We start from the raw sequence: 19,870 nt of genomic DNA, 5'->3' as shown, positions 1-19,870 counted from the left end.
GTTCCGATGAGCGCCACACTGTTGAAGCGTCGGGCGGGCGGCAGCGTCTCCGCGCGGCGTGCCATCGGGCGGGCGCGCCGGCACTTCCGGGTGCGCAAGAACCTCAGCGGGACCGCGCAGCGGCCGCGCCTGGTGGTCACCCGTTCCCTGAAGCACATGGTCGCCCAGATCGTCGACGACACCAAGGGTCACACCCTGGTGTCCGCGTCGACCATGGACGCGTCGCTGCGGGGTACCGCGGGTGCCAAGAGCGAACTGGCCGGCAAGGTGGGCGCGCTGCTCGCCGAGCGGGCCAAGGCGGCAGGTATCTCCAAGGTCGTGTTCGACCGTGGGGGCAACCGGTACGCGGGGCGGATCGCCGCGCTGGCCGACGCCGCCCGCGAAGCCGGACTCGAGTTCTAGCGGTCGTCTGATGCCTGTTCAGACGCAAATCGAAGCAAACCCCGTCACGAGTAGGAAGGAAGGCTGCTGATGCCAGGTCAACAGCGTCGTGGCGGCGGGTCCGGTGGCAACGAAGGTGGTCGCCGCGACAACCGCCGTGAGGGCGGTCGCGGCAACGCGCCCGTCGAGAAGACCCCACACCTGGAACGCGTCGTCGCGATCAACCGGGTCGCCAAGGTCGTGAAGGGCGGTCGGCGGTTCAGCTTCACCGCTCTGGTGATCGTCGGCGACGGTGACGGCACGGTCGGCGTGGGTTACGGCAAGGCCAAGGAGGTGCCGGCGGCGATCGCCAAGGGTGTCGAGGAGGCCAAGAAGCACTTCTTCAAGGTGCCCCGGATCGCCGCGTCGATCCCGCACCCGGTGCAGGGCGAGGACGCCGCCGGCGTGGTCCTGCTGAAGCCGGCGAGCGCCGGTACGGGTGTGATCGCCGGTGGCCCGGTGCGTGCGGTGCTGGAGTGCGCGGGCATCCACGACGTGCTCTCCAAGAGCCTCGGCTCGTCGAACCCGATCAACATCGTGCACGCCACGGTCGCCGCGCTGAAGAGCCTGGAGTCGCCGGAGGCGGTCGCCACCCGGCGTGGCCTGCCGGTCGAGGACGTGGCCCCAGCCGCGATGCTCGCGTCCCGCGCGGGCGCAGGGGCGTGACAGCGAAGATGAACGGAGGGCGGCTGTGATGGCACGTCTGAAGGTGACCCAGGTCCGGTCCGGGATCGGGACCAAGCGCAACCAGCGGGAGTCGCTGCGGTCGCTCGGTCTGAAGCGGATCAACGACGTGGTGGTCAAGGAGGACCGGCCCGAGATCCGGGGCATGATCTTCACCGTGAACCACCTCGTGAAGGTCGAGGAGGTCGAGTAATGGCGATCAAGGTCCACCACCTCCGGCCGGCGCCGGGGGCCAAGACCGCGAAGACCCGGGTGGGCCGCGGTGAGGGCTCCAAGGGCAAGACCGCCGGTCGGGGCACCAAGGGCTCCAAGGCCCGCAAGAACATCCCGGCGGCGTTCGAGGGTGGGCAGATGCCCATCCACATGCGTCTGCCGAAGCTGAAGGGCTTCAAGAACCGGTTCAAGGTCGTCTACCAGGTGGTCAACCTGGACCGGTTGGCGGAACTCTTCCCGAACGGTGGTGAGGTCGGTCCCCAGCAGTTGACCGAGTCCGGTGCGGTCCGCAAGGGCCAGCCGGTCAAGGTGCTGGGCAGCGGCGACCTCGGTGGTGTGTCTCTCCAGGTGTCGGCGCACGCGTTCAGCGGGTCGGCCAAGGAGAAGATCACCGCAGCTGGCGGCTCGGTCACCGAGCTCTGAACACCCCAGCTTGGACGTGGCGCTCGCTCAGTTGTCCGCGACTGACGGGCGCCACGGCCTACTGGTGAAGCCTCTGTCCCGTTAATATCGGGACCGGTGTATGTTCTAGGGCACGCCTGCCCAGACCGACGCCGGACTGTTAGAGTCCGATGCCAGCCATGGATATCGGGCGCTCCGCACCCACCCCGACCCGCCAGAACATCCGGCGGCCGCCTCGCGCAGGAGGAAGAAGTTGCTCTCCGCCTTTCTCAGTGCGTTCCGCACGCCTGACCTGCGCAAGAAGCTGCTGTTCACGGTCTTCATCGTCGCGATCTACCGGCTCGGCGCCACGCTGCCGAGCCCAGGCGTGTCGTACGGCAACGTGCAGCAGTGCATCACCGCCATGGAGTCCGGGGACTCCAGCGGGGTCTTCACCCTGCTGAACCTCTTCTCCGGCGGTGCGTTGCTGTCCCTGTCCGTCTTCGCGCTGGGCATCATGCCCTACATCACCGCGTCGATCATCCTGCAGCTGCTCACCGTGGTCATCCCACGGTTGGAGCAGCTCCGCAAGGAGGGGCAGTCCGGCCAGGCCAAGATCACCCAGTACACCCGTTACCTGACCCTGGGCCTGGGCATCCTGCAGGCCTCGGCGTTCGTCGCGCTGGCCCGCTCCGGCCAGCTGTTCAACAACCAGTGCGACCAGTGGCCGATCATCCCGGACGGGACCGGCCTGCCGACCTGGCTGACGCTCAGCGTGCTGGTCATCACGATGACCGCCGGCACCGGCATGGTGATGTGGCTCGGCGAGCTGATCACCGACCGGGGCGTCGGCAACGGCATGTCGGTGCTGATTTTCACCTCGATCGCGGCGCGGCTGCCCAGCGAGGGTTGGGCGATCAAGAACACCCACGGCTGGGGCATGTTCGGCCTGGTGATCGTGCTGGTCCTGCTGGTCATCACCGCAGTGGTCTTCATCGAGCAGGCGCAGCGCCGGATCCCGGTGCAGTACGCCAAGCGGATGATCGGCCGGCGGATGTACGGCGGCACCTCGACCTACATCCCGTTGAAGGTCAACCAGGCCGGGGTCATCCCGGTGATCTTCGCCTCGTCGGTGCTCTACCTGCCGCAGCTCGGGCTGCAGTTCTTCGATCCGAACGACCCTGGTCAGGTCCAGGCGTGGATCCAGAACAACCTGGCGAACCCGACCAGCCCGATCTACATCATCACGTACTTCTTTATGATCATCTTCTTCACGTACTTCTACGTGTCGATCACGTTCAACCCGACCGAGGTCGCGGAGAACATGAAGAAGTACGGTGGCTTCGTGCCCGGCATCCGGCCGGGCCGGCCCACGGCCGAGTACCTCGACTTCATCCTCAGCCGGATCACCCTCCCCGGTGCGCTCTACCTCGGCATCATCTCTGTGCTGCCGAACTTCTTCTTCATCTGGCTGGACAGCGACCAGTACGTGAACTTCCCGTTCGGCGGCACCGCCGTGCTCATCATGGTCGGTGTCGGTCTGGAAACCGTGAAGCAGATCGAGAGCCAACTCATGCAGCGCAACTACGAAGGGTTCCTCCGGTAGATGAGGCTGGTACTGGTCGGTCCCCCCGGGGCGGGGAAGGGGACCCAGGCCGAGTTCATCGCCGCTCACCTGGTCGTGCCCAAGATCTCGACCGGGGACATCTTCCGGGCCAACGTCTCCCAAGGCACGCCGCTGGGTGTCGAGGCCAAGCGATACATGGACGCCGGCAAGCTGGTTCCGGACGAGGTGACCATCAACATGGTCCGGGACCGGCTGGCCGAGCCGGACGCCGCCGAAGGCTTCCTGCTCGACGGCTTCCCGCGGACCACTCCGCAGGCCGCCGCGCTGGACAAGCTGCTGGCCGACCTCGGCACCGCGCTGGATCTGGTGCTGGAGCTCGTCGTCGACGACGACGAGGTGATCCGGCGGCTGTCCGGTCGGCGTACCTGTCGCGGCTGCGGCAAGATCTGGCACGTCGAGTTCGACGCGCCGGCGACCGAGGGCCGCTGCGACCGGTGCGGTGCCGAGCTGTTCCAGCGTGACGACGACAAGCCGGAGACCATCGCCCAGCGCCTGGTGGAGTACGCCGAGAAGACCGCGCCCCTGGTCGATTTCTACGGCGCCCAGGGCAAGCTGGTCGGGATCGACGCGACCGGGCCGGTCGAGGACGTCACGGTACGCGCGATCGACGCCCTGCGTTCGTACGGCGGGTAGCGGCCGATGCGCCGCCAGCAGCTGGACATCCAGCTGAAGACCCCGGAGCAGATCGACCGGATGCGGGCCGCCGGCCTGGTGGTCGCTGACGCCTTGGCCCGGATGCGGGCGGCGATCGCCCCCGGCGTCTCCACCGCGGACCTGGACGCCATCGCCGCGGAGACGATCCGCGACGCCGGCGCGGTCCCGTCGTTCAAGGGCTACCACGGCTACCCGGCGACCATCTGTTCCTCGGTCAACGAGCAGGTGGTGCACGCGATCCCGGCCGCTGGGCAGGTGCTGCGCGACGGCGACGTCATCTCGGTCGACTGCGGTGCCGTGCTGGACGGCTGGCACGGCGACGCGGCCTTTACCGCGCCGGTCGGGGAGGTGCGTCCGGAACTGCTGCGGATGATCACCGTCGCCGAGGACGCGCTGTGGGCCGGGATCGCCGCCGCTGCGCGCGGTGCGGTCAGCGGCCGCGGCCGGCTCACCGACATCTCGTACGCGGTGGAACGGGCGATCCGGGCGGGCGGCCGGTACGGCATCGTCGAGGGCTACGGGGGTCACGGGATCGGCACCGAGATGCACCAGGACCCGCATGTGCTCAACTACGGCCGGCCGGGCAAGGGCCCGCGCCTGGTCCCGGGGATGGCGCTGGCCATCGAGCCGATGATCACCGAAGGGTCGGCCCGCACCGACGAGCTCGCCGACGGCTGGACGGTGGTGACCCGGGACGGGTCGATGGCGGTGCACGTCGAGCATTCGATGGCGCTGCTGCCGGACGGTGTCTGGGTGCTGACCGAGCCGGACGGCGGCCGTTCCCGGCTCGGCGATCTGGTGACCGCCCGTCAGCCGGCCAATTCTCGACGCTGACCGCTGTGGCCGGGCTGGCGCCAGGATGTCAAGCTGGTAGCCATGGACCGGCGGGAAGGGATGCGGGCGGCCGACGCCGACCGGGAGGCGGTAGCCGAGCGGTTGCGTAACGCGCTGAGCGAGGGGCGACTGGACCTTGCCGAGTTCGACGAGCGGTTGCGGCGGGCCTACGCGGCGAAGACGTACGGTGATCTGGACGGCCTGCTCGACGACCTGCCGCCGGTGACCGCTGCCGGACGCTCGCAGCTGGCGCCGGTCGTCACGGGCGGGCTGCCCGCCGAGTTGACTCCCGGCCCGGACGGCCGCTATCCCGGTGCGACCCGCCGGTGGCTGGTCAAGGAGTGGGAGGGGTACGGGACGGCGGTCGGGATCACCATCGCGATCTGGGTGGTGACCTGCGTCATGACTCAGGATCTGCTGTACTTCTGGCCGGGCTGGGTGGCCGGCCCGTGGGGTGCGGTGCTGCTGGTGACCAGCGTGCTGGGCCTGGTCAAGGGCGAGCCGCAGCAGTGGGCGGCCAAGCAGGCCCGGCGGCAGCTGGCCAAGCAGGAGAAAGCGGAGCGTAACCGGATCGTGCATGAGTCCGGCGGGGCCGGCGGGCCGGCCCCGGGCCACGGGTAGCCCCCGGCCATTCAGCCCCCCGGCCGTGCAGCGCAGGGCCGTTCAGCAGCCGTTCAGCGCCCGGCGGGTCGCCGGTAAACTCCCGGCTCCTGCTGCTTTGTCGGGTATGCTGACCTACGGCAGCGCGTGGTTTGCTGTCCGCGTGACAACCCGCGTACACTGATAGGTCGGCGCACAGCGTCCACTCCAGCGTGCCTGCTCTGCGCTTCGGCAGGCCGTGTCTGATCGGGTGTCGCCTGGGTTTCCGTGACCCGGGCCGAGCTCGTCGTCAGACGTCTGGAGCCGCGGCTGGCGCGGTCGAATCGGTACGGTCGGCAGGCCGGACGGGTCCGTCCGCGAATGGTGTTGTGAGCCGATCCCGAGCAACCGACGTCAGGACAGCGGAGGACATGCCGAAAAAAGACGGGGCCATCGAGATCGAAGGTCGAGTGATCGAGCCACTACCGAACGCCATGTTCCGGGTGGAGCTCGCCAACGGCCACAAGGTGCTGGCTCACATCAGCGGCAAGATGCGGCAGCACTACATCCGCATCCTGCCCGAGGACCGGGTCGTCGTCGAGCTTTCGCCGTACGACCTCACCCGCGGGCGCATCGTCTATCGCTACAAGTAACCGCCTGACGGCGGCCGGGGCGTCCCGTGTCCGTCCTCAAGCCCGCACCGCGTACGCGGCCGGGCGTCAACGGAAGTAAGGCACACCGTGAAGGTCAAGCCGAGCGTCAAGAGGATCTGCAACAAGTGCCGGGTGATCCGCCGGCACGGCCGGGTGATGGTGATCTGCACCGACCCCCGGCACAAGCAGCGCCAGGGCTGACCCCGAGCCGACCGGCAGGAGCCGGGCCGGCGACGGGGCGGTTCAGGTAGCCGATCGCACAACAGCACATGCTCGTCCCAGCCGCGAGCACCCGGCGACCACGTCGTCGTGTCCGCGGCGCAACCCCCGGTCGGAGGCCGGGGCCCGGCATGCCGGCCTACCCAGCTGGGTGGTCGGCGAGGGCAGCCGGGGTGGGGCGGGCTCAGACCTCCGTGCACACCACTTGAGGAGTACGCCCGCACATGGCACGTCTAGTCGGCGTGGATCTGCCCCGCGAGAAGCGGATGGAGATCGCGCTCACCTACATCTTCGGGATCGGCCGGACCCGTTCGATCGCCACGCTTGCCGCGACTGGCATCGACCCGAACAAGCGGGTCCGGGACCTCACCGACGAGGAGCTGGTCCAGCTCCGGGATCACATCGAGGCCAGCTTCAAGGTCGAGGGTGATCTGCGTCGGGAGGTTGCCGCAGACATCCGCCGCAAGGTGGAGATCGGCTGCTACGAGGGCATCCGGCACCGCCGCGGGTTGCCCGTGCACGGCCAGCGCACCCGGACCAACGCCCGGACCCGCAAGGGCCCGAAGCGGACCGTCGCCGGCAAGAAGAAGCCGGGCAAGAAGTAGTCCTGGCCGCCGCCGGGCTCGCCCGGATACCTCGATCGTTCAATAGGAGCGCAGAAAACTTATGCCACCGAAGGCTCGCGCTGGAGCCGCTGTCAAGAAGGTCCGGCGCAAGGAACGCAAGAACGTCGCCCACGGGCAGGCGCACATCAAGAGCACCTTCAACAACACCATCGTCTCGATCACCGACCCGACCGGTGCGGTGATCTCCTGGGCCTCCGCCGGCCAGGTCGGGTTCAAGGGCTCCCGCAAGTCGACGCCGTTCGCCGCGCAGCTGGCCGCCGAGGCCGCCGCCCGGCGGGCGATGGAGCACGGCATGCGCAAGGTCGACGTCTTCGTCAAGGGCCCTGGCTCCGGCCGGGAGACCGCCATCCGTTCGTTGCAGGCCGTCGGCCTGGAGGTCGGGCAGATCTCCGATGTCACGCCGCAGCCGCACAACGGGTGCCGTCCGCCGAAGCGTCGCCGGGTCTGAGAGGGTAGGAAGAGATGGCTCGTTACACGGGTGCTGACTGCCGCCGTTGCCGGCGGGAGAAGATGAAGCTGTTCCTCAAGGGCAGCAAGTGCGATGGGCCGAAGTGCCCGTTCGAATCCCGGCCCTTCCCGCCCGGCCAGCACGGCCGTGGTCGGACCAAGGAGACCGAGTACCTCCTCCAGCTGCGGGAGAAGCAGAAGGCCCGCCGGGTGTACGGCGTGCTGGAGAAGCAGTTCCGCGGCTACTACGAGGAAGCAGTGGCCAAGCAGGCGAAGACCGGTGAGGTGCTGCTGCAGATCCTGGAGTCCCGGCTCGACAACGTCGTGTACCGGGCTGGCTACGCCAAGTCCCGGGACATGGCGCGCCAGCTGGTCAAGCACGGGCACTTCATGGTCAACGGCAAGAAGGTCGACATCCCCTCGTTCCGCGTCAAGGAGCACGACATCGTCGAGGTGCGGACGAAGTCGAAGGAGCTGACCCCGTTCCTGGTCGCCCAGGGCGAGGCCGGTTCCAAGACCGTCCCGGCCTGGCTGGAGGCGATCCCCAGCCAGATGAAGATCCTCGTGCACTCCATGCCGGCGCGTCAGACGATCGACACGCAGGTTCAGGAGCAGCTGATCGTCGAGCTCTACTCGAAGTGAGCCACCCCCGTCGACGGGGGTCGCGGTCGACCGGCGTCACCGACGTACGGTGCCGGCCCGGCCCCCGTCGACGGGCGCAGGACCGACGGGCGTCATATAGCGGTCGCCCCGACCCAAGGAGAAGTACGTGCTCATCAGCCAGCGGCCGACTCTGTCCGAGGAGTCGATCAGCGACACGAGGTCCCTGTTCACCATCGAGCCGTTGGAGCCGGGTTTCGGCTACACGCTCGGCAACTCGCTGCGGCGTACCCTGCTCAGCTCCATTCCGGGCGCGGCGGTCACCAGCATCAAGATCGATGGCGTGCTGCACGAGTTCACCACGATCCCCGGCGTCAAGGAGGACGTGGTCGAGCTGGTGATGAACGTCAAGGAGCTGTGCGTCAGCTCCGAGCACGACGAGCCGGTCAGCATGTACCTGCGCAAGCAGGGCCCCGGTGACGTGACCGCCGGTGACATCCAGCCGCCGGCCGGGGTCTCGGTGCACAACCCGGACCTCAAGCTGGCCACGCTCAACGGCAAGGGCCGCCTCGACATGGAGCTCACCGTCGAGCGGGGCCGCGGGTACGTCACCGCCGCGCAGAACAAGCAGGCCGGTGCCGAGATCGGGCGGATCCCGGTCGACTCGATCTACTCGCCGGTGCTCAAGGTCACCTACCGGGTGGAGGCGACCCGGGTCGAGCAGCGGACCGACTTCGACCGGCTGATCATCGACGTCGAGACCAAGGCGTCGATCGGGCCGCGTACCGCGCTGGCCTCGGCCGGCTCCACCCTGGTCGAGCTGTTCGGCCTGGCCCGCGAGCTGGACGAGACCGCTGAGGGCATCGACATCGGGCCGTCGCCGCAGGACGCCCAGCTGGCCGCCGACCTGGCGCTGCCGATCGAGGAGCTGGACCTGACCGTACGGTCGTACAACTGCCTCAAGCGCGAGGGCATCAACAGCGTCGGCGAGCTGATCGGGCGAACCGAGGCGGACCTCCTCGATATAAGGAATTTCGGTCAGAAGTCGATCGACGAGGTCAAGATGAAGCTCGCCGGGATGGGGCTGGGCCTGAAGGATTCGGCGCCCAACTTCGATCCGGCAAACGTCGTGGACTCCTTCAGCGAAGCCGACTACGACACCGACGACTACCGCGAGACCGAGCAGCTGTAACGCCGGCTGCCGCCACCACTGAGGAGCACCAACCATGCCCACGCCCACCAAGGGCCCCCGCCTCGGCGGCAGCCCCGCGCACGAGCGGATGATGCTGGCCAACCTGGCCACCTCGCTGTTCCGGTACGGCAAGATCAAGACCACCGAGACCAAGGCGAAGCGGCTGCGTCCCCTCGCGGAGCAGCTGATCACCAAGGCCAAGCGGGGCGACCTGCACTCGCGCCGTCGGGTGCTGACCGTCGTGCGGGACAAGGACGTGGTCTTCGAGCTGTTCGACCAGATCGCGCCCCGGTTCGCCAACCGTCCGGGTGGCTACACCCGGATCGTGAAAACCGGCCCGCGTAAGGGGGACAACGCCCCCATGGCGATCATCGAGCTGGTCGAGGAGCTGGTGGTGACCACCCCGGCACCGGCCAAGGCCGACCGTCGGGCGGCTGCCCAGCAGGACAAGGTCGAGGCGCTCGCCGGTGCCGACGAGGCACCGGCCGCGCGTACCGACGCGGACACCGCGGCCGACCAGGACGCCGAGCCTCCGGTGTCGGCCTCCGGTGACACCGACACCGCTGCCACCCAGGCCGCCCCGGCCGGCGACGGCGAGAACAAGGCCTGAGTCGGAGACGACCCACAGCCTGAGCCGTCGACCAGGGCGACACGGCCCTGAGTCGGCGACGGCCACATCCGGTGGGACCCGGCGCTGCGAAGCGGCGCCGGGTCCCACCGTCTTTCCGGCAACCACGCGACCTTCCCGGCAACCACGCGACACAGGAGGATCAGGTGCGGCAGGGGTACGTCCGGCTGCGGCTCGATGTCGCGTACGACGGCACCGACTTCTCCGGCTGGGCGGTGCAGCCGCAGCGGCGGACCGTGGCCGGGGTGCTGACCGAGGCCCTGGACCGGGCGTTCGGGCCAGGCGTCGCACTCGGGCTGACCGTGGCCGGGCGGACCGACGCGGGAGTGCACGCCACCGGCCAGGTGTGCCACCTCGACGTGCCGGCCGAGGTGTGGAGCGAACGGTCCGCGACGCTGCTGCGCCGGTTCGCCGGTACGCTGCCCCGCGACGTCCGGGTGCGGGCGGTCACCGAGGTGCCGGCCGACTTCGAGGCCCGGTTCGCGGCCACCTACCGGCGGTACGCGTACCGGGTCACCGACGCCCCGTACGGTGCGGAGCCGCTGCGCCGGCACGACACCCTCGCCTGGCCGCGTCCGCTCGACCTGGTCGCGCTGAACGCCGCCGCCGCCGAGCTGGTCGGCGAGCACGACTTCGCCGCGTACTGCCGGCGCAAGGAGCACGCCACCACGATCCGCCGGATCACCCGGCTGGACTGGCACCGGGACGCGGACGGGACGCTGGTCGGCACCGTACAGGCGGACGCGTTCTGCCAGGCTATGGTGCGCAGCCTGGTCGGGGCGATGCTGTTCGTCGGCGACGGCCGCCGGCCGGTCGACTGGCCGGGCAGCCTGCTGACCCGGCGGGAACGGTCCAGCGAGGTCACCGTCGCCCCGCCGCACGGGCTGACCCTGGTCGAGGTCGGCTACCCCACCGACCCGGCCGGGTACGCGGCCCGCGCCAGCGTCACCCGCCGGCTGCGGCTACCGGCAGCCGACTGACCGCCGGTCACCGCAACGCTGCGGCGTCGACCCCGGCAGCGGCTGCGTCAGGTGCGGCGTCGGTGTCGTCGGACCCGGCCGGCTCGTCCGTTGCTGCCGGTTGTACCGCCCGCTTCTCCAGTACGTTCGCCTGCAGGTGCAGTTGCAGCATGTCGAAGAGGATCTGCCGGGCGTACGGGTCGTCGGCGGGCACCGGTTCGCTGTCGGCGCGGGCGATCACGCAGTACATCAGGAAGTGGCCGAGCGAGTGCCAGCCGACCTGGGCGGAGGAGAGCGCGATCGCCTCGGTCCCCTCGTCGGCGATCATGCCCTGGAAGCGGCCCTTTTCCTCGTCGACCATCGGTTTGATCCGGGTGTGTGCCCATTCCGCGCCGGAGGCGTCGGCCAGGTTGAACACCCCGGTGGTGATCAGGTACTCGCCGGTCGGTGACCGTAGCGTGCCGCGGACCACCTGGTTGCAGCCGAGCTCGTCGAGCAGGGTGCCGATGTCACCGGCGACCGCCGCCCGGCAGCGCTCCTCGATCTGGGTCTTCAGCAGCCGGTACGGCGGCTCAGCCGGGTCGATCACGATGTCACCGGTCGGGAAGACCTCCTCGACGGTGAGCGGCTGCGGATCGGCCTCCCGGGAGCTGATGTCCCGGGGGACCACGGTCGGTGCCGCCGCCGGGGCGCCCGCCGCCGCCCGTCCGTTGCGCTCGTCCACGACGATGAAGTACGAGCTCAGTCCGCAGACGCCGAGCATCAGCAGGACGGCGACGCCGCTGATCACGACCTGCCACAGTTTCGTCGACGACCACACCGCCGTGGTCGGCCCGGCCGGCGGCCGCCGGCCGGGTTCGGCGGGACCGTCGGTCGGGCGTCGACGCGGTCGGGGGGTCCGGCCGGGCGGCGGGGCGGTACCCGGTCGGCGGCGTCCGGTCTGACGACGTGCCCTGGGGCTGCGGGACGATCCGGGCGCGGTAGGTTCGCTGCCCGGCGGTTCGCCGCCCGCCGGTCTCGGTACGGCCTGCGGCGGGGATACCTGCGGCGGAGGGAAAGCACGCGGCGGTGGCACAGCGTAGTGGGCCGGACCGGCGCCGCGCTGCGGCGGCGCAACGCCTGGCGGCGGTACGGCGTAGTGCACCGGCCCGGAGCCGCGTGGCGGGTCGTAGTACGCGGGCCGGGCCCCAGGCGGCGGTGCGGCAGGCGGTGGCCAACGCGGCAGCCCCGGATGCGGCCGGGGTGTCGGCTGAGCCCCGGGGTGCGGCCGTGGCGACGGCGGTCCACCGGAACGCGCTCGCGGTGTCGGCTGGGCACCGGGATGTGGTCGGGGTGTCGGCTGGGGCCGGGGGCGCGGTGGCGTCGGTGGCGGGACGCCGGCCGACCCCGTAGGCCGGACCGGCTGATCGGGTCGAATCGGCCGGCGGTCCGCGCCGGATTCGTACCCGTACGTCATATCGCACAGAGTAACGGACGGATTGGGGGGAGAGCTGCCGGTCAAGACTTGCATCAATTGAAGATCGGGCATAAACCTCATCGATCATGGTGACCGCCGTCAACGCCGTACCCAGGTTGGGCGACAATGCCCCGGTGACCGGCGACCACTACTTCAGCCCGCAGCCCGGCACCGCAGACGTACGGTCGGAGATCGAGTTCACGGTGGCCGGGCGCGACTACCAGCTGACCGCCGCCGCCGGGGTGTTCTCCGCCGGCCGGCTCGACCCGGGCACCGCCGTACTGCTGCGCAAGGCCGACCTGCCCGCGTCGACCGACCCCGGTCCCTTTCTCGACCTCGGCTGCGGGTACGGCCCGATCACCTGCGTGCTGGCCGACCAGGCACCGGCCGCAACGGTCTACGCGGTGGACGTCAACGCCCGCGCCCGCGAGCTCACCCTGCTCAACGCCGACCGGCTCGGCGTCGCCGACCGGGTCCGGGTTGCCGACCCGGACCGCGTGCCGCCGGAGCTCACCTTCACCCAGCTGTGGTCCAACCCGCCGATCCGGGTCGGCAAGGCAGAGCTGCACGCCCTGCTCGCCCGCTGGCTGCCCCGGCTCGCCCCGGGCGGCGTCGGCTGGCTGGTCATCGCCCGCTACCTGGGTGGCGATTCGGTGCAGCAGTGGCTGCGGGAGCAGGGCTGGCAGGTGGACCGGCACGCCAGCCAGAAGGGTTACCGGGTGCTGCGGGTCACCCACCGCGCCGACTGACCGCTACGCCAGTCAACCCAGGGATGGTCTCGGGCGCCCAGCCGGCGGCGGCGAATCTCAGCTGCCGACGGCCGGCCCGATCAGGCACCATGCCGGGGTGGGATACGTGGACGTGGCCGCGGTGGGGCACACCCTGCCGGATGGTCGGGAGCTCTTCGCCGACGTGTCGTTCCGGGTCGGTGAGGGTGCCAAGGTGGCAATGGTCGGCCCGAACGGCGCCGGCAAGACGACGCTGCTGCGGATGGTCGCCGGTGACCTGCCGGTGGCCACCGGAGCAGTCGCCCGCGCTGGCGGGCTCGGCGTGATGCGGCAGTTCATCGGCATGATCGGCGACGACCGTACCCTCGCCGACCTGGCACTGTCGCTCGCCCCGCCGCCGCTGCGGGCCGCAGGAGAACGGCTCGCCGCCGCCGAACGGGCCGTGCATGCCGCGGAGGCCGCCGGCACCACCCCGGCCGCCGCCGAGAAAACCCAGATCGGGTACGCCAACGCCCTCGCCGCCTGGGGCGAAGCCGGTGGCTATGAGGCCGAAGTCGTCTTCGACACGGTGGCCACCGCAGTGCTGGACCTGCCGTGGGACCGGGTCCGGGACCGTCCGGTCCGGACCCTCTCGGGTGGACAACAGAAACGGTTCGCCTTGGAGCTGCTGCTGCGCGGCACCGACGAGGTGCTGCTGCTCGACGAGCCGGACAACTTCCTCGACGTACCCGGGAAACGGTGGCTGGAGCAGCGGCTGCGCGAGTCGACCAAGTCGGTGCTCTACGTCTCGCACGACCGGGAGTTGCTGGCCCAGACCGCCGACCGGGTGGTCGCCGTCGAAGGCGGCTCCGCCTGGACCCACCCGGGCGGCTTCGCCAGCTGGCACGAGGCGCGTACCGCCCGGCACGCCCGGCTGGAGGAGCAGCGTCGCCGCTGGGACGAGGAGCACGAGAAGCTGCGCGAACTGATGCTGATGTACAAGCAGAAGGCGGCGTACAACGACGGGCTGGCCTCGCGCTACCAGGCCGCGCAGACCCGGCTGCGCAAGTTCGAGGAGGCCGGCCCGCCACCGCTGCCACCGAAGGACCAGTCGCTGCGGATGCGGCTGTCCGGCGGCCGCACCGGCAAGCGGGCGGTGATCTGCGAGCAGCTGGAGCTGGACGGGCTGACCTACCCGTTCGACCTGGAGATCTGGTACGGCGACCGGGTCGCGGTGCTCGGCGCCAACGGCACCGGCAAGTCGCACTTCTTGCGGCTGCTGGCCCGGGGCGGCACCGATCCGGACCCGGCGGCCGGTCCGATCGCCGGTGCGACGCTCGCCCCGGTGGCCCACGACGGGACGGTCCGGCTCGGTGCCCGGGTGCGTCCCGGCCATTTCTCGCAGACCCACGACCGGCCGGAACTGCTCGACCGGACCCTCGCCGACGTACTGTGGCGCGGCGACGACCACCGCGACGGGATGGACCGGCACGCGGCGATGGCCGTGCTGTCCCGCTACGACCTGGCCGGCCAGGGCGACCAGCGGTTCGGCACCCTCTCCGGCGGGCAGCAGGCCCGCTTCCTGGTGCTGCTGCTGGAGCTGTCCGGCGCCACCCTGCTGCTGCTCGACGAGCCGACCGACAACCTGGACCTGGCGTCGGCGGAGGCGCTGGAGGAAGGGCTGAAGGCCTTCGAGGGTACGGTGATCGCGGTCACCCACGACCGTTGGTTCAGCCGGTCGTTCGACCGGTTCGTGCTGTTTCAGGGCGACGGCGAGGTGGTCGAGGTCCCCGAGCCGGTCTGGGACGTACGCTGACCGTCGTACGCTGGCCGGTGTGACTGAGATGATCTACCGCCCGTTGGGCGACTCCGGGTTGATGGTGTCGGCGGTCGGGCTCGGTTGCAACAACTTCGGCCGCAAGCTCGACGCCGCCGGCACCCGGGCGGTCGTCGACGCCGCACTCGACGCCGGGATCACCCTGTTCGACACCGCCGACATCTACGGCACCCCGCACGGCGGTTCCGAGGAGCAGCTCGGGGCGGCGCTGCGCGGCCGCCGCGACGACGTGGTGCTGGCCACCAAGTTCGGCATGGACATGTCCGGGCTCAACGGCGTCGACCACGGGGTACGCGGCTCCCGGCGGTACATCATGCGGGCCGTCGAGGCGTCGCTGCGTCGACTCGGCACCGACCACATCGACCTCTACCAGTTCCACGAGCCGGACCCGGTCACTCCGGTCGAGGAGACCCTGCGGGCCCTCGACGACCTGGTGCACGCCGGCAAGGTCCGCTATGTGGGCTGCTCCAACTTTGCCGGCTGGCAGATCGCCGAGGCCGCGTGGGTCGCGCGTACCGCCGGGCTGTCGCCGTTCGTCAGCGCGCAGAACGAGTACAACCTGCTGGACCGGCGGGTGGAGCGGGAAGTGGTGCCGGCCTGCCGGCGCTTCGGCCTGGGGCTGCTGCCGTACTTTCCGCTCGCCGACGGGCTGCTGACCGGCAAGTACCGCCGAAGCGAGGCGCCGCCGCCGGGCAGCCGGCTGGCCGGCGAGAGCAGCCGGTACGCCGCCCGACTCGCCGGAGCACCGTGGGACGTCATCGAGGCCCTCGACGCGTACGCCGCGCAGCGAAATCTGCCGTTGCTCACCGTCGCGATCGGCGGCCTGGCCGCGCAGCCGGCGGTGGCGTCGGTGATCGCCGGGGCGACCACCCCCGAGCAGGTACGGGCGAACGCCGCCGCCGGGTCGTGGCAGCCGGACGCCGCCGACCTCGCCGAGCTGCGGTCGATCCTGCCGGAGCCCGCCGGCCCCGGCGGCTCGCTGAGCTGACCGGAACTGCATCCACAAGATCATGTGAGGCTCAGATACCCTACGTCGCGCTCGTAAGGTATCTGAGCCTCACATGATCTTGTCCCCTCGGCTGGACTTCCGCCGATGATCGGGTACCCGCATTGCGTGGCGTGGAGGCTGGCTGCGGATCGCGGTGCTTCGTGTCGATTTCGGGCCAGCCGTCAGCCGTTGATCAACTAGCGGTTCAGCAATGGCGTCGTGGCGTTGTGGTAGAGATATGTCCACTCGATAGCGAATGTCGTCTGTCGATCATTCTGTCGTCGGTGAGTGGCATATCAGGAGGTGGCAACGTGCCCGCAGCATTGTTGAACTCGTCGGTGCCGCGGCGGCAGCTCGGTCGGGAGCTGCGTCGGTTGCGGGAGCGGCTAACCGGGGTTCCGCAGACCACGGCGGCCCGGGAGCTGGAGTGGTCGGCGACCAAGCTGCTGCGGATGGAGCGCGGTGAGGTGCCGATCCGCGCCGAGGATGTGGTGTTGCTCTGCGAGTTGTACGGCGCGGACCTGCAGACCATCGAGGCGCTGGCGGCGCTGGCCCGAAGACCAAGGAGAAGGGCTGGTGGCACGACTACGCCAGCATCCCGTCCTGGTTCGAGCTGTTCATCGGTCTGGAGGAGGCCGCCGCCCACCTCCGCGAATTCCATACGGAGCTCGTCTCCGGCGTGCTGCAGACCCGCGAGTACGCAACTGCCGTGTTCAGCGTGAACCAGTACGAAGTGCCGGCGGAGGAGATCGAGCGCAGGGTCGAGATGCGGATGCGTCGCGCGCGGTTGCTGACCCGAATGGAGCCCTACCTGCCCAGGTTCGACATCGTGCTCGACGAAGCGATCCTGCGTCGACCGATTGGCAGCGGTCAGACCATGGCCGGACAGTTGCGTCGGCTGGCTCAGGCCGGGGAGCAGCCGAATGTCTCGATCCGGGTGCTGCCCTTCAGCGCCGGGCTGCACGCCGGCCTGATGGCGCACGGTTCGTTCACTCTTCTTGATTTTCCAGAAGGGAACGAGCCGACGACTGTCTACGTGGAGGAGCTGACAGGAGCTCTGTTCCTCGATCGGCCGGATGAGGCTGAGCGGTACGCTTGGACCTTCACCGACATCGCTGGCCGGGCGCTGAGCGAGCAGGCCAGTCGTGACCTCTTCTGGCGGACCGCGAAGGAGTACGAGTCATGATCGAGCTTTCCGGAGCTAGCTGGCGCAAGAGCAGCCGATCAAACAACCAGGGTCAGTGCGTCGAGGTGGCGGACGGACTGGGTGGGGTCGTCGGGGTGCGGGACTCGAAGGATCCGGCTGGTCCGGTGCTGGTGATCGCCCCGGCAAGCTGGTCACGCTTCGTCGCCGCTACGAAGAACAGCACCCTCACGAGTTGATTGGCGGTCGGTGGAGTTGCGCCGCGACGCCGCCTCGTGACTTCGACCGCCGAGGCGTGATCCGATCCGTAAGGGAGTACGGCGATGATCGACTTTGGTTCCACCAACTGGCGGAAGAGCAGCCGGTCGAACAACCAGGGCGAGTGTGTCGAGGTGGCGGACGGGCTGGGTGGCGTGATCGGGGTGCGGGACTCGAAGGATCTGGCTGGTCCGGTGCTGGTGATCGCCCCGGCAAGCTGGTCGAGTTTCGTCGCCGCCGCGAGGGCTGGCACCTTCACCAGCTGACGCTTCTGGGTCCGGCCGACCAGAGGATCGCGTAGGGCGGCCGTCGCCAACGAGCGCATGTGGTCCTGGGTGCAACCACGGGTCTAACACACGTGGTGTTGGAATCCGGCACGCCAGACGCACAAAGGGCCCGCGTGAGCGGGCCCCAAGGCGGCTGCGGGAACCCCGAAGGGCCTCCTGCGCTACCGAAAATAGCATGACTACCGGTAGTCACCTGCGCCAATGACGCATCCGGGCTGCGCGTGATCTTCGTCTGCCCAGCTGATGGTGAGCCTGGTCACGGCCGACAGCGGCGGGGTGGGCAGCGACCGAAGGTTGCCTCGGATCGGCCCTTGGCGGATCGACGAGACCGTCGTACGGTAACAGGCAAGTAACCCACGGGAGCCCGGTGCACCGGGCTGAGAGGGAGGCTGACGCGGCCTCCGACCGTCGAACCTGATCCGGGTAATGCCGGCGCAGGGAGGAGCGTTGCCGTGCCGTCCCTTGGGCGACTGCATCTGATCACCGACACCCGACCCGGGCGTGACCCGCTCGGCGTACTGCGGGCGGCCCTTGCCGCTGCCCGCGCTGCCGACGCCGTCGCCGACCTGGTCGTGCAGGTGCGCGTCGAGGACGACATGTCCGACCGGGACGCGTACGAGCTGACCGGCCGGGCGGTCGCCGAATGTGCCGCGTACCAGGTGACCTGCCTGGTCAACGACCGGTTGCACGTCGCGCTCGCCACCGGTGCGGCCGGCGCGCACGTCGGTGCCCTGGACCTGCCGGTCGACGCCGCGCGCCGGGTGCTCGGCCCGGCCGCGATCCTCGGTGCCACCGCCCGTGACCCGGCCACCGGGCGGGCGGCGGTCGCCGCCGGGGCGACGTACCTGGGGGTCGGGCCGTGCTACGCCACCGGCACCAAGTCCGGGCTGCCGGACCCGATCGGGCCGGCCGGGCTGGCCGCCGTCGCCGCTGCGGTCGACGTGCCGGTGATGGCGATCGCCGGGATCACTGTGGACCGGGTGCCGGACCTGCTGGCCGCCGGGGCGCATGGAGTCGCGGTGGTCGGCGCGATCGCGGGTGCCGCCGACCCGGGGCGGGCCACGGCTGAGCTGCTGGCGGCGGTATGGCAGCGGCCGGCCGCCGCCGACGGAGCGCCGGCATGACGGTGACAGGCAGCGGAAACGCCAACGGCCGGGCCGATGTCGCGGTGGTCGGCGGCGGGCCGATCGGGATGAGTATCGCCTGGCGGTGCGCCCAGCGTGGGCTGCGTACAGTGCTCTACGACCCGGCACCCGGGTCCGGGGCGTCGTCGGTGGCCGCCGGGATGCTCGCCCCGGTCGCCGAGTCGCACTTCGGCGAGGCTGAGCTGACTCTGCTGCTGGTCGACTCGGCTGCCCGCTGGCCGGCGTTCGCCGCCGAGTTGACCGCCGTCACCGGCCAGGACATCGGCTACCGCACCGACGGCACGCTGGTCGTCACGCTGACCGGCGACGACCGGCGCGAGGCGGAGCGGCTCTGGGCGTACCAGCAGAGTCTGGACCTGCCGATCACGCTGCTGCGCGCCACGGCGCTGCGCGAGCGCGAGCCGGCGCTGGCTCCGAGGGTGCGCGGCGGTGCGCTGATGCCCGACGACCACCAGGTCGACCCGCGTCGGCTGGTCGCGGCGTTGGACACCGCACTGGACCGGGCCGGGGTGACCGTCGTCCCGCAACCGGTCACCGACGTTTCCACGCTGGATTCGGGGGTCGTCGTGGTCGCCGCCGGCTGCGGATCGGCGGCGCTGACCGGGCTGCCGGTCCGCCCGGTCAAAGGCCAGATCCTGCGGCTCCGGGCATCCGCCGGTGCCGTCGGGTTCCGGCACGTGATCCGGGGGTACGCCGACAGCCGGCACGTCTACCTGGTGCCCCGCGCCGACGGTGAGGTGGTCGTCGGCGCCACCGTCGAGGAACGCGGCGACACCACCGTCACCGCCGGTGCGGTGCTGGAACTGCTGCGCGCCGCCGCCGACCTGCTGCCGGAGATCGCCGAGTACGAGCTGATTGAGGCGCAGGCGGCGGCCCGGCCCGGAACCCCGGACAACGCGCCGCTGCTCGGCTGGCACCAGCAGTCCGACGTCGGCCCGGCCGGCGGCACCGCAGACCGGGAAGTGCTGGTGGCGACCGGGCATCACCGACACGGCATCGTGCTGACCCCGGTGACCGCAGACCTGATCGCCGACCTTGCCGCCGGGGGCGACCCGGATCCCACGCTGGTGCCGTTCCAACCGGCCCGGTTCACCGCCGCGACCAGGGAAATCGCCAGGGAGGAGCAGCCGTGGAGTTGATCGTCAACGGGACACCGATGACCGCGCCGACCGGGACCGTGCTGGCCGACATCGTCCGGGTGGTCACCGACCGGGCACGTGGCGTAGCCGTCGCCGTCAACGGTGAGGTGGTGCCGCGCAGCGGCTGGTCGGCCGAGCAGCTGTGCGACGGCGACCGGGTCGAAGTGCTGATCGCGGCGCAGGGCGGGTGAGC

At 70.3% G+C, this 19,870-nt stretch carries 27 protein-coding genes and 1 riboswitch; of the genes, 26 read left to right on the top strand and 1 reads right to left on the bottom strand.

Annotation, left to right across the window (positions count from 1 at the left end; translation table 11 throughout):
* Positions 1-6 precede the first annotated feature (6 nt).
* From rplR to truA, 16 genes are all read left to right on the top strand, one after another.
* Positions 7-402, top strand: a complete 396-nt coding sequence (rplR, locus tag ACFHWT_RS02505) for a 50S ribosomal protein L18 (RefSeq protein WP_123606134.1) — start codon at positions 7-9, stop codon at positions 400-402.
* A 69-nt stretch (positions 403-471) separates the two neighbouring features.
* Complete coding sequence (gene rpsE / locus ACFHWT_RS02500; RefSeq protein ID WP_123606133.1) at positions 472-1,086, top strand: 30S ribosomal protein S5; 615 nt, start codon at positions 472-474, stop codon at positions 1,084-1,086.
* Between the two features lie 28 nt (positions 1,087-1,114).
* Complete coding sequence (rpmD, locus tag ACFHWT_RS02495; RefSeq protein ID WP_199757998.1) at positions 1,115-1,297, top strand: 50S ribosomal protein L30; 183 nt, start codon at positions 1,115-1,117, stop codon at positions 1,295-1,297.
* Positions 1,297-1,740, top strand: a complete 444-nt coding sequence (rplO, locus tag ACFHWT_RS02490) for a 50S ribosomal protein L15 (protein WP_416592957.1) — start codon at positions 1,297-1,299, stop codon at positions 1,738-1,740. The genes rpmD and rplO overlap by 1 nt, the downstream gene beginning before the upstream one ends.
* Before the next feature lie 232 nt (positions 1,741-1,972).
* Positions 1,973-3,304, top strand: a complete 1,332-nt coding sequence (gene secY / locus ACFHWT_RS02485; RefSeq protein WP_416592956.1) for a preprotein translocase subunit SecY — start codon at positions 1,973-1,975, stop codon at positions 3,302-3,304.
* A complete protein-coding gene (locus ACFHWT_RS02480) occupies positions 3,305-3,958 on the top strand; it encodes an adenylate kinase (protein WP_278173701.1) in 654 nt (217 codons plus the stop codon).
* Between the two features lie 6 nt (positions 3,959-3,964).
* Positions 3,965-4,813 carry a type I methionyl aminopeptidase gene (gene map, locus ACFHWT_RS02475; RefSeq protein WP_416592955.1) on the top strand — a complete coding sequence of 283 codons (849 nt, stop codon included), beginning with the start codon at positions 3,965-3,967 and terminating at the stop codon, positions 4,811-4,813.
* Between the two features lie 42 nt (positions 4,814-4,855).
* Positions 4,856-5,434 carry a DUF1707 SHOCT-like domain-containing protein gene (locus tag ACFHWT_RS02470; RefSeq protein WP_416592954.1) on the top strand — a complete coding sequence of 193 codons (579 nt, stop codon included), beginning with the start codon at positions 4,856-4,858 and terminating at the stop codon, positions 5,432-5,434.
* A gap of 389 nt (positions 5,435-5,823) precedes the next feature.
* On the top strand, positions 5,824-6,045 hold the full coding sequence (infA, locus tag ACFHWT_RS02465; RefSeq protein WP_007073013.1) for a translation initiation factor IF-1: 222 nt from the start codon (positions 5,824-5,826) through the stop codon (positions 6,043-6,045).
* A gap of 87 nt (positions 6,046-6,132) precedes the next feature.
* Positions 6,133-6,246 (top strand): 50S ribosomal protein L36, encoded by a 114-nt coding sequence (rpmJ, locus tag ACFHWT_RS02460; RefSeq protein WP_012184307.1) that lies wholly within the window; start codon positions 6,133-6,135, stop codon positions 6,244-6,246.
* Positions 6,247-6,488: 242 nt separating this feature from the next.
* The gene (gene rpsM / locus ACFHWT_RS02455) at positions 6,489-6,869 is read left to right on the top strand and encodes a 30S ribosomal protein S13 (RefSeq protein WP_123606127.1); all 381 of its coding nucleotides are present in this window, start codon (positions 6,489-6,491) and stop codon (positions 6,867-6,869) included.
* Positions 6,870-6,930: 61 nt separating this feature from the next.
* Complete coding sequence (gene rpsK, locus ACFHWT_RS02450) at positions 6,931-7,338, top strand: 30S ribosomal protein S11 (RefSeq protein WP_007073011.1); 408 nt, start codon at positions 6,931-6,933, stop codon at positions 7,336-7,338.
* 14 nt (positions 7,339-7,352) lie between these two features.
* On the top strand, positions 7,353-7,979 hold the full coding sequence (rpsD, locus tag ACFHWT_RS02445; RefSeq protein ID WP_123606126.1) for a 30S ribosomal protein S4: 627 nt from the start codon (positions 7,353-7,355) through the stop codon (positions 7,977-7,979).
* Positions 7,980-8,106: 127 nt separating this feature from the next.
* Entirely contained in the window at positions 8,107-9,129 is a 1,023-nt protein-coding gene (locus ACFHWT_RS02440) for a DNA-directed RNA polymerase subunit alpha (protein ID WP_123606125.1), read from the top strand.
* Positions 9,130-9,163: 34 nt separating this feature from the next.
* The gene (gene rplQ, locus ACFHWT_RS02435; RefSeq protein ID WP_416592953.1) at positions 9,164-9,739 is read left to right on the top strand and encodes a 50S ribosomal protein L17; all 576 of its coding nucleotides are present in this window, start codon (positions 9,164-9,166) and stop codon (positions 9,737-9,739) included.
* 164 nt (positions 9,740-9,903) lie between these two features.
* Positions 9,904-10,737, top strand: coding sequence for a tRNA pseudouridine(38-40) synthase TruA (gene truA / locus ACFHWT_RS02430; RefSeq protein ID WP_416592952.1), 834 nt, complete (start codon positions 9,904-9,906; stop codon positions 10,735-10,737).
* A 7-nt stretch (positions 10,738-10,744) separates the two neighbouring features.
* On the opposite strand, the gene ACFHWT_RS02425 is transcribed toward truA, so the two are convergent.
* A complete protein-coding gene (locus ACFHWT_RS02425) occupies positions 10,745-11,506 on the bottom strand; it encodes a hypothetical protein (RefSeq protein WP_416592951.1) in 762 nt (253 codons plus the stop codon).
* Between the two features lie 800 nt (positions 11,507-12,306).
* Between ACFHWT_RS02425 and ACFHWT_RS02420 the strand changes: the two genes are divergently transcribed.
* From ACFHWT_RS02420 to thiS, 10 genes are all read left to right on the top strand, one after another.
* The gene (locus ACFHWT_RS02420; protein ID WP_416592950.1) at positions 12,307-12,921 is read left to right on the top strand and encodes a class I SAM-dependent methyltransferase; all 615 of its coding nucleotides are present in this window, start codon (positions 12,307-12,309) and stop codon (positions 12,919-12,921) included.
* Positions 12,922-13,018: 97 nt separating this feature from the next.
* The gene (locus tag ACFHWT_RS02415; RefSeq protein ID WP_416592949.1) at positions 13,019-14,695 is read left to right on the top strand and encodes an ABC-F family ATP-binding cassette domain-containing protein; all 1,677 of its coding nucleotides are present in this window, start codon (positions 13,019-13,021) and stop codon (positions 14,693-14,695) included.
* Between the two features lie 28 nt (positions 14,696-14,723).
* Positions 14,724-15,704 (top strand): aldo/keto reductase, encoded by a 981-nt coding sequence (locus tag ACFHWT_RS02410; protein ID WP_416593147.1) that lies wholly within the window; start codon positions 14,724-14,726, stop codon positions 15,702-15,704.
* A gap of 131 nt (positions 15,705-15,835) precedes the next feature.
* A complete protein-coding gene (locus ACFHWT_RS02405; protein ID WP_416593146.1) occupies positions 15,836-16,426 on the top strand; it encodes a helix-turn-helix domain-containing protein in 591 nt (196 codons plus the stop codon).
* Entirely contained in the window at positions 16,318-16,890 is a 573-nt protein-coding gene (locus tag ACFHWT_RS02400; protein ID WP_416593145.1) for a DUF5753 domain-containing protein, read from the top strand. The genes ACFHWT_RS02405 and ACFHWT_RS02400 overlap by 109 nt, the downstream gene beginning before the upstream one ends.
* Complete coding sequence (locus ACFHWT_RS02395; protein WP_416592948.1) at positions 16,887-17,087, top strand: DUF397 domain-containing protein; 201 nt, start codon at positions 16,887-16,889, stop codon at positions 17,085-17,087. Before ACFHWT_RS02400 ends, ACFHWT_RS02395 begins: the two co-directional genes overlap by 4 nt.
* A gap of 84 nt (positions 17,088-17,171) precedes the next feature.
* Positions 17,172-17,372 carry a DUF397 domain-containing protein gene (locus tag ACFHWT_RS02390; protein WP_416592947.1) on the top strand — a complete coding sequence of 67 codons (201 nt, stop codon included), beginning with the start codon at positions 17,172-17,174 and terminating at the stop codon, positions 17,370-17,372.
* 367 nt (positions 17,373-17,739) lie between these two features.
* Positions 17,740-17,851: riboswitch (TPP riboswitch) on the top strand.
* Entirely contained in the window at positions 17,846-18,517 is a 672-nt protein-coding gene (locus tag ACFHWT_RS02385; RefSeq protein ID WP_416592946.1) for a thiamine phosphate synthase, read from the top strand. Its footprint overlaps the riboswitch before it by 6 nt.
* Positions 18,514-19,677: a glycine oxidase ThiO gene (gene thiO, locus ACFHWT_RS02380; RefSeq protein ID WP_416592945.1), complete on the top strand. Its 1,164-nt coding sequence runs from the start codon at positions 18,514-18,516 to the stop codon at positions 19,675-19,677. The genes ACFHWT_RS02385 and thiO overlap by 4 nt, the downstream gene beginning before the upstream one ends.
* Complete coding sequence (thiS, locus tag ACFHWT_RS02375; RefSeq protein WP_416592944.1) at positions 19,668-19,868, top strand: sulfur carrier protein ThiS; 201 nt, start codon at positions 19,668-19,670, stop codon at positions 19,866-19,868. Before thiO ends, thiS begins: the two co-directional genes overlap by 10 nt.
* Positions 19,869-19,870: the final 2 nt, after the last annotated feature.

Origin of the sequence: Micromonospora sp. LOL_021 (assembly GCF_048060215.1) — a bacterium.
Taxonomy (GTDB): Bacteria; Actinomycetota; Actinomycetes; order Mycobacteriales; family Micromonosporaceae; genus Micromonospora_E.
Note: the sequence above shows the minus strand (reverse complement) of the source record. Positions and strands in the feature narration are given on the sequence as shown.

Excerpts from the sequence above, each read along its gene's own strand:
- rplR (WP_123606134.1), top strand. The coding sequence starts at position 7 with ATGAGCGCCACACTGTTGAAGCGTCGGGCGGGCGGCAGCGTCTCCGCG.
- ACFHWT_RS02410 (WP_416593147.1), top strand. The coding sequence starts at position 14,724 with ATGATCTACCGCCCGTTGGGCGACTCCGGGTTGATGGTGTCGGCGGTC.
- infA (WP_007073013.1), top strand. The coding sequence starts at position 5,824 with ATGCCGAAAAAAGACGGGGCCATCGAGATCGAAGGTCGAGTGATCGAG.
- ACFHWT_RS02480 (WP_278173701.1), top strand. The coding sequence starts at position 3,305 with ATGAGGCTGGTACTGGTCGGTCCCCCCGGGGCGGGGAAGGGGACCCAG.
- rpsK (WP_007073011.1), top strand. The coding sequence starts at position 6,931 with ATGCCACCGAAGGCTCGCGCTGGAGCCGCTGTCAAGAAGGTCCGGCGC.
- rplO (WP_416592957.1), top strand. The coding sequence starts at position 1,297 with ATGGCGATCAAGGTCCACCACCTCCGGCCGGCGCCGGGGGCCAAGACC.
- rpsE (WP_123606133.1), top strand. The coding sequence starts at position 472 with ATGCCAGGTCAACAGCGTCGTGGCGGCGGGTCCGGTGGCAACGAAGGT.
- ACFHWT_RS02470 (WP_416592954.1), top strand. The coding sequence starts at position 4,856 with ATGGACCGGCGGGAAGGGATGCGGGCGGCCGACGCCGACCGGGAGGCG.
- rpsD (WP_123606126.1), top strand. The coding sequence starts at position 7,353 with ATGGCTCGTTACACGGGTGCTGACTGCCGCCGTTGCCGGCGGGAGAAG.
- rpsM (WP_123606127.1), top strand. The coding sequence starts at position 6,489 with ATGGCACGTCTAGTCGGCGTGGATCTGCCCCGCGAGAAGCGGATGGAG.
- thiO (WP_416592945.1), top strand. The coding sequence starts at position 18,514 with ATGACGGTGACAGGCAGCGGAAACGCCAACGGCCGGGCCGATGTCGCG.
- ACFHWT_RS02395 (WP_416592948.1), top strand. The coding sequence starts at position 16,887 with ATGATCGAGCTTTCCGGAGCTAGCTGGCGCAAGAGCAGCCGATCAAAC.
- ACFHWT_RS02390 (WP_416592947.1), top strand. The coding sequence starts at position 17,172 with ATGATCGACTTTGGTTCCACCAACTGGCGGAAGAGCAGCCGGTCGAAC.
- map (WP_416592955.1), top strand. The coding sequence starts at position 3,965 with ATGCGCCGCCAGCAGCTGGACATCCAGCTGAAGACCCCGGAGCAGATC.
- rpmD (WP_199757998.1), top strand. The coding sequence starts at position 1,115 with ATGGCACGTCTGAAGGTGACCCAGGTCCGGTCCGGGATCGGGACCAAG.
- rplQ (WP_416592953.1), top strand. The coding sequence starts at position 9,164 with ATGCCCACGCCCACCAAGGGCCCCCGCCTCGGCGGCAGCCCCGCGCAC.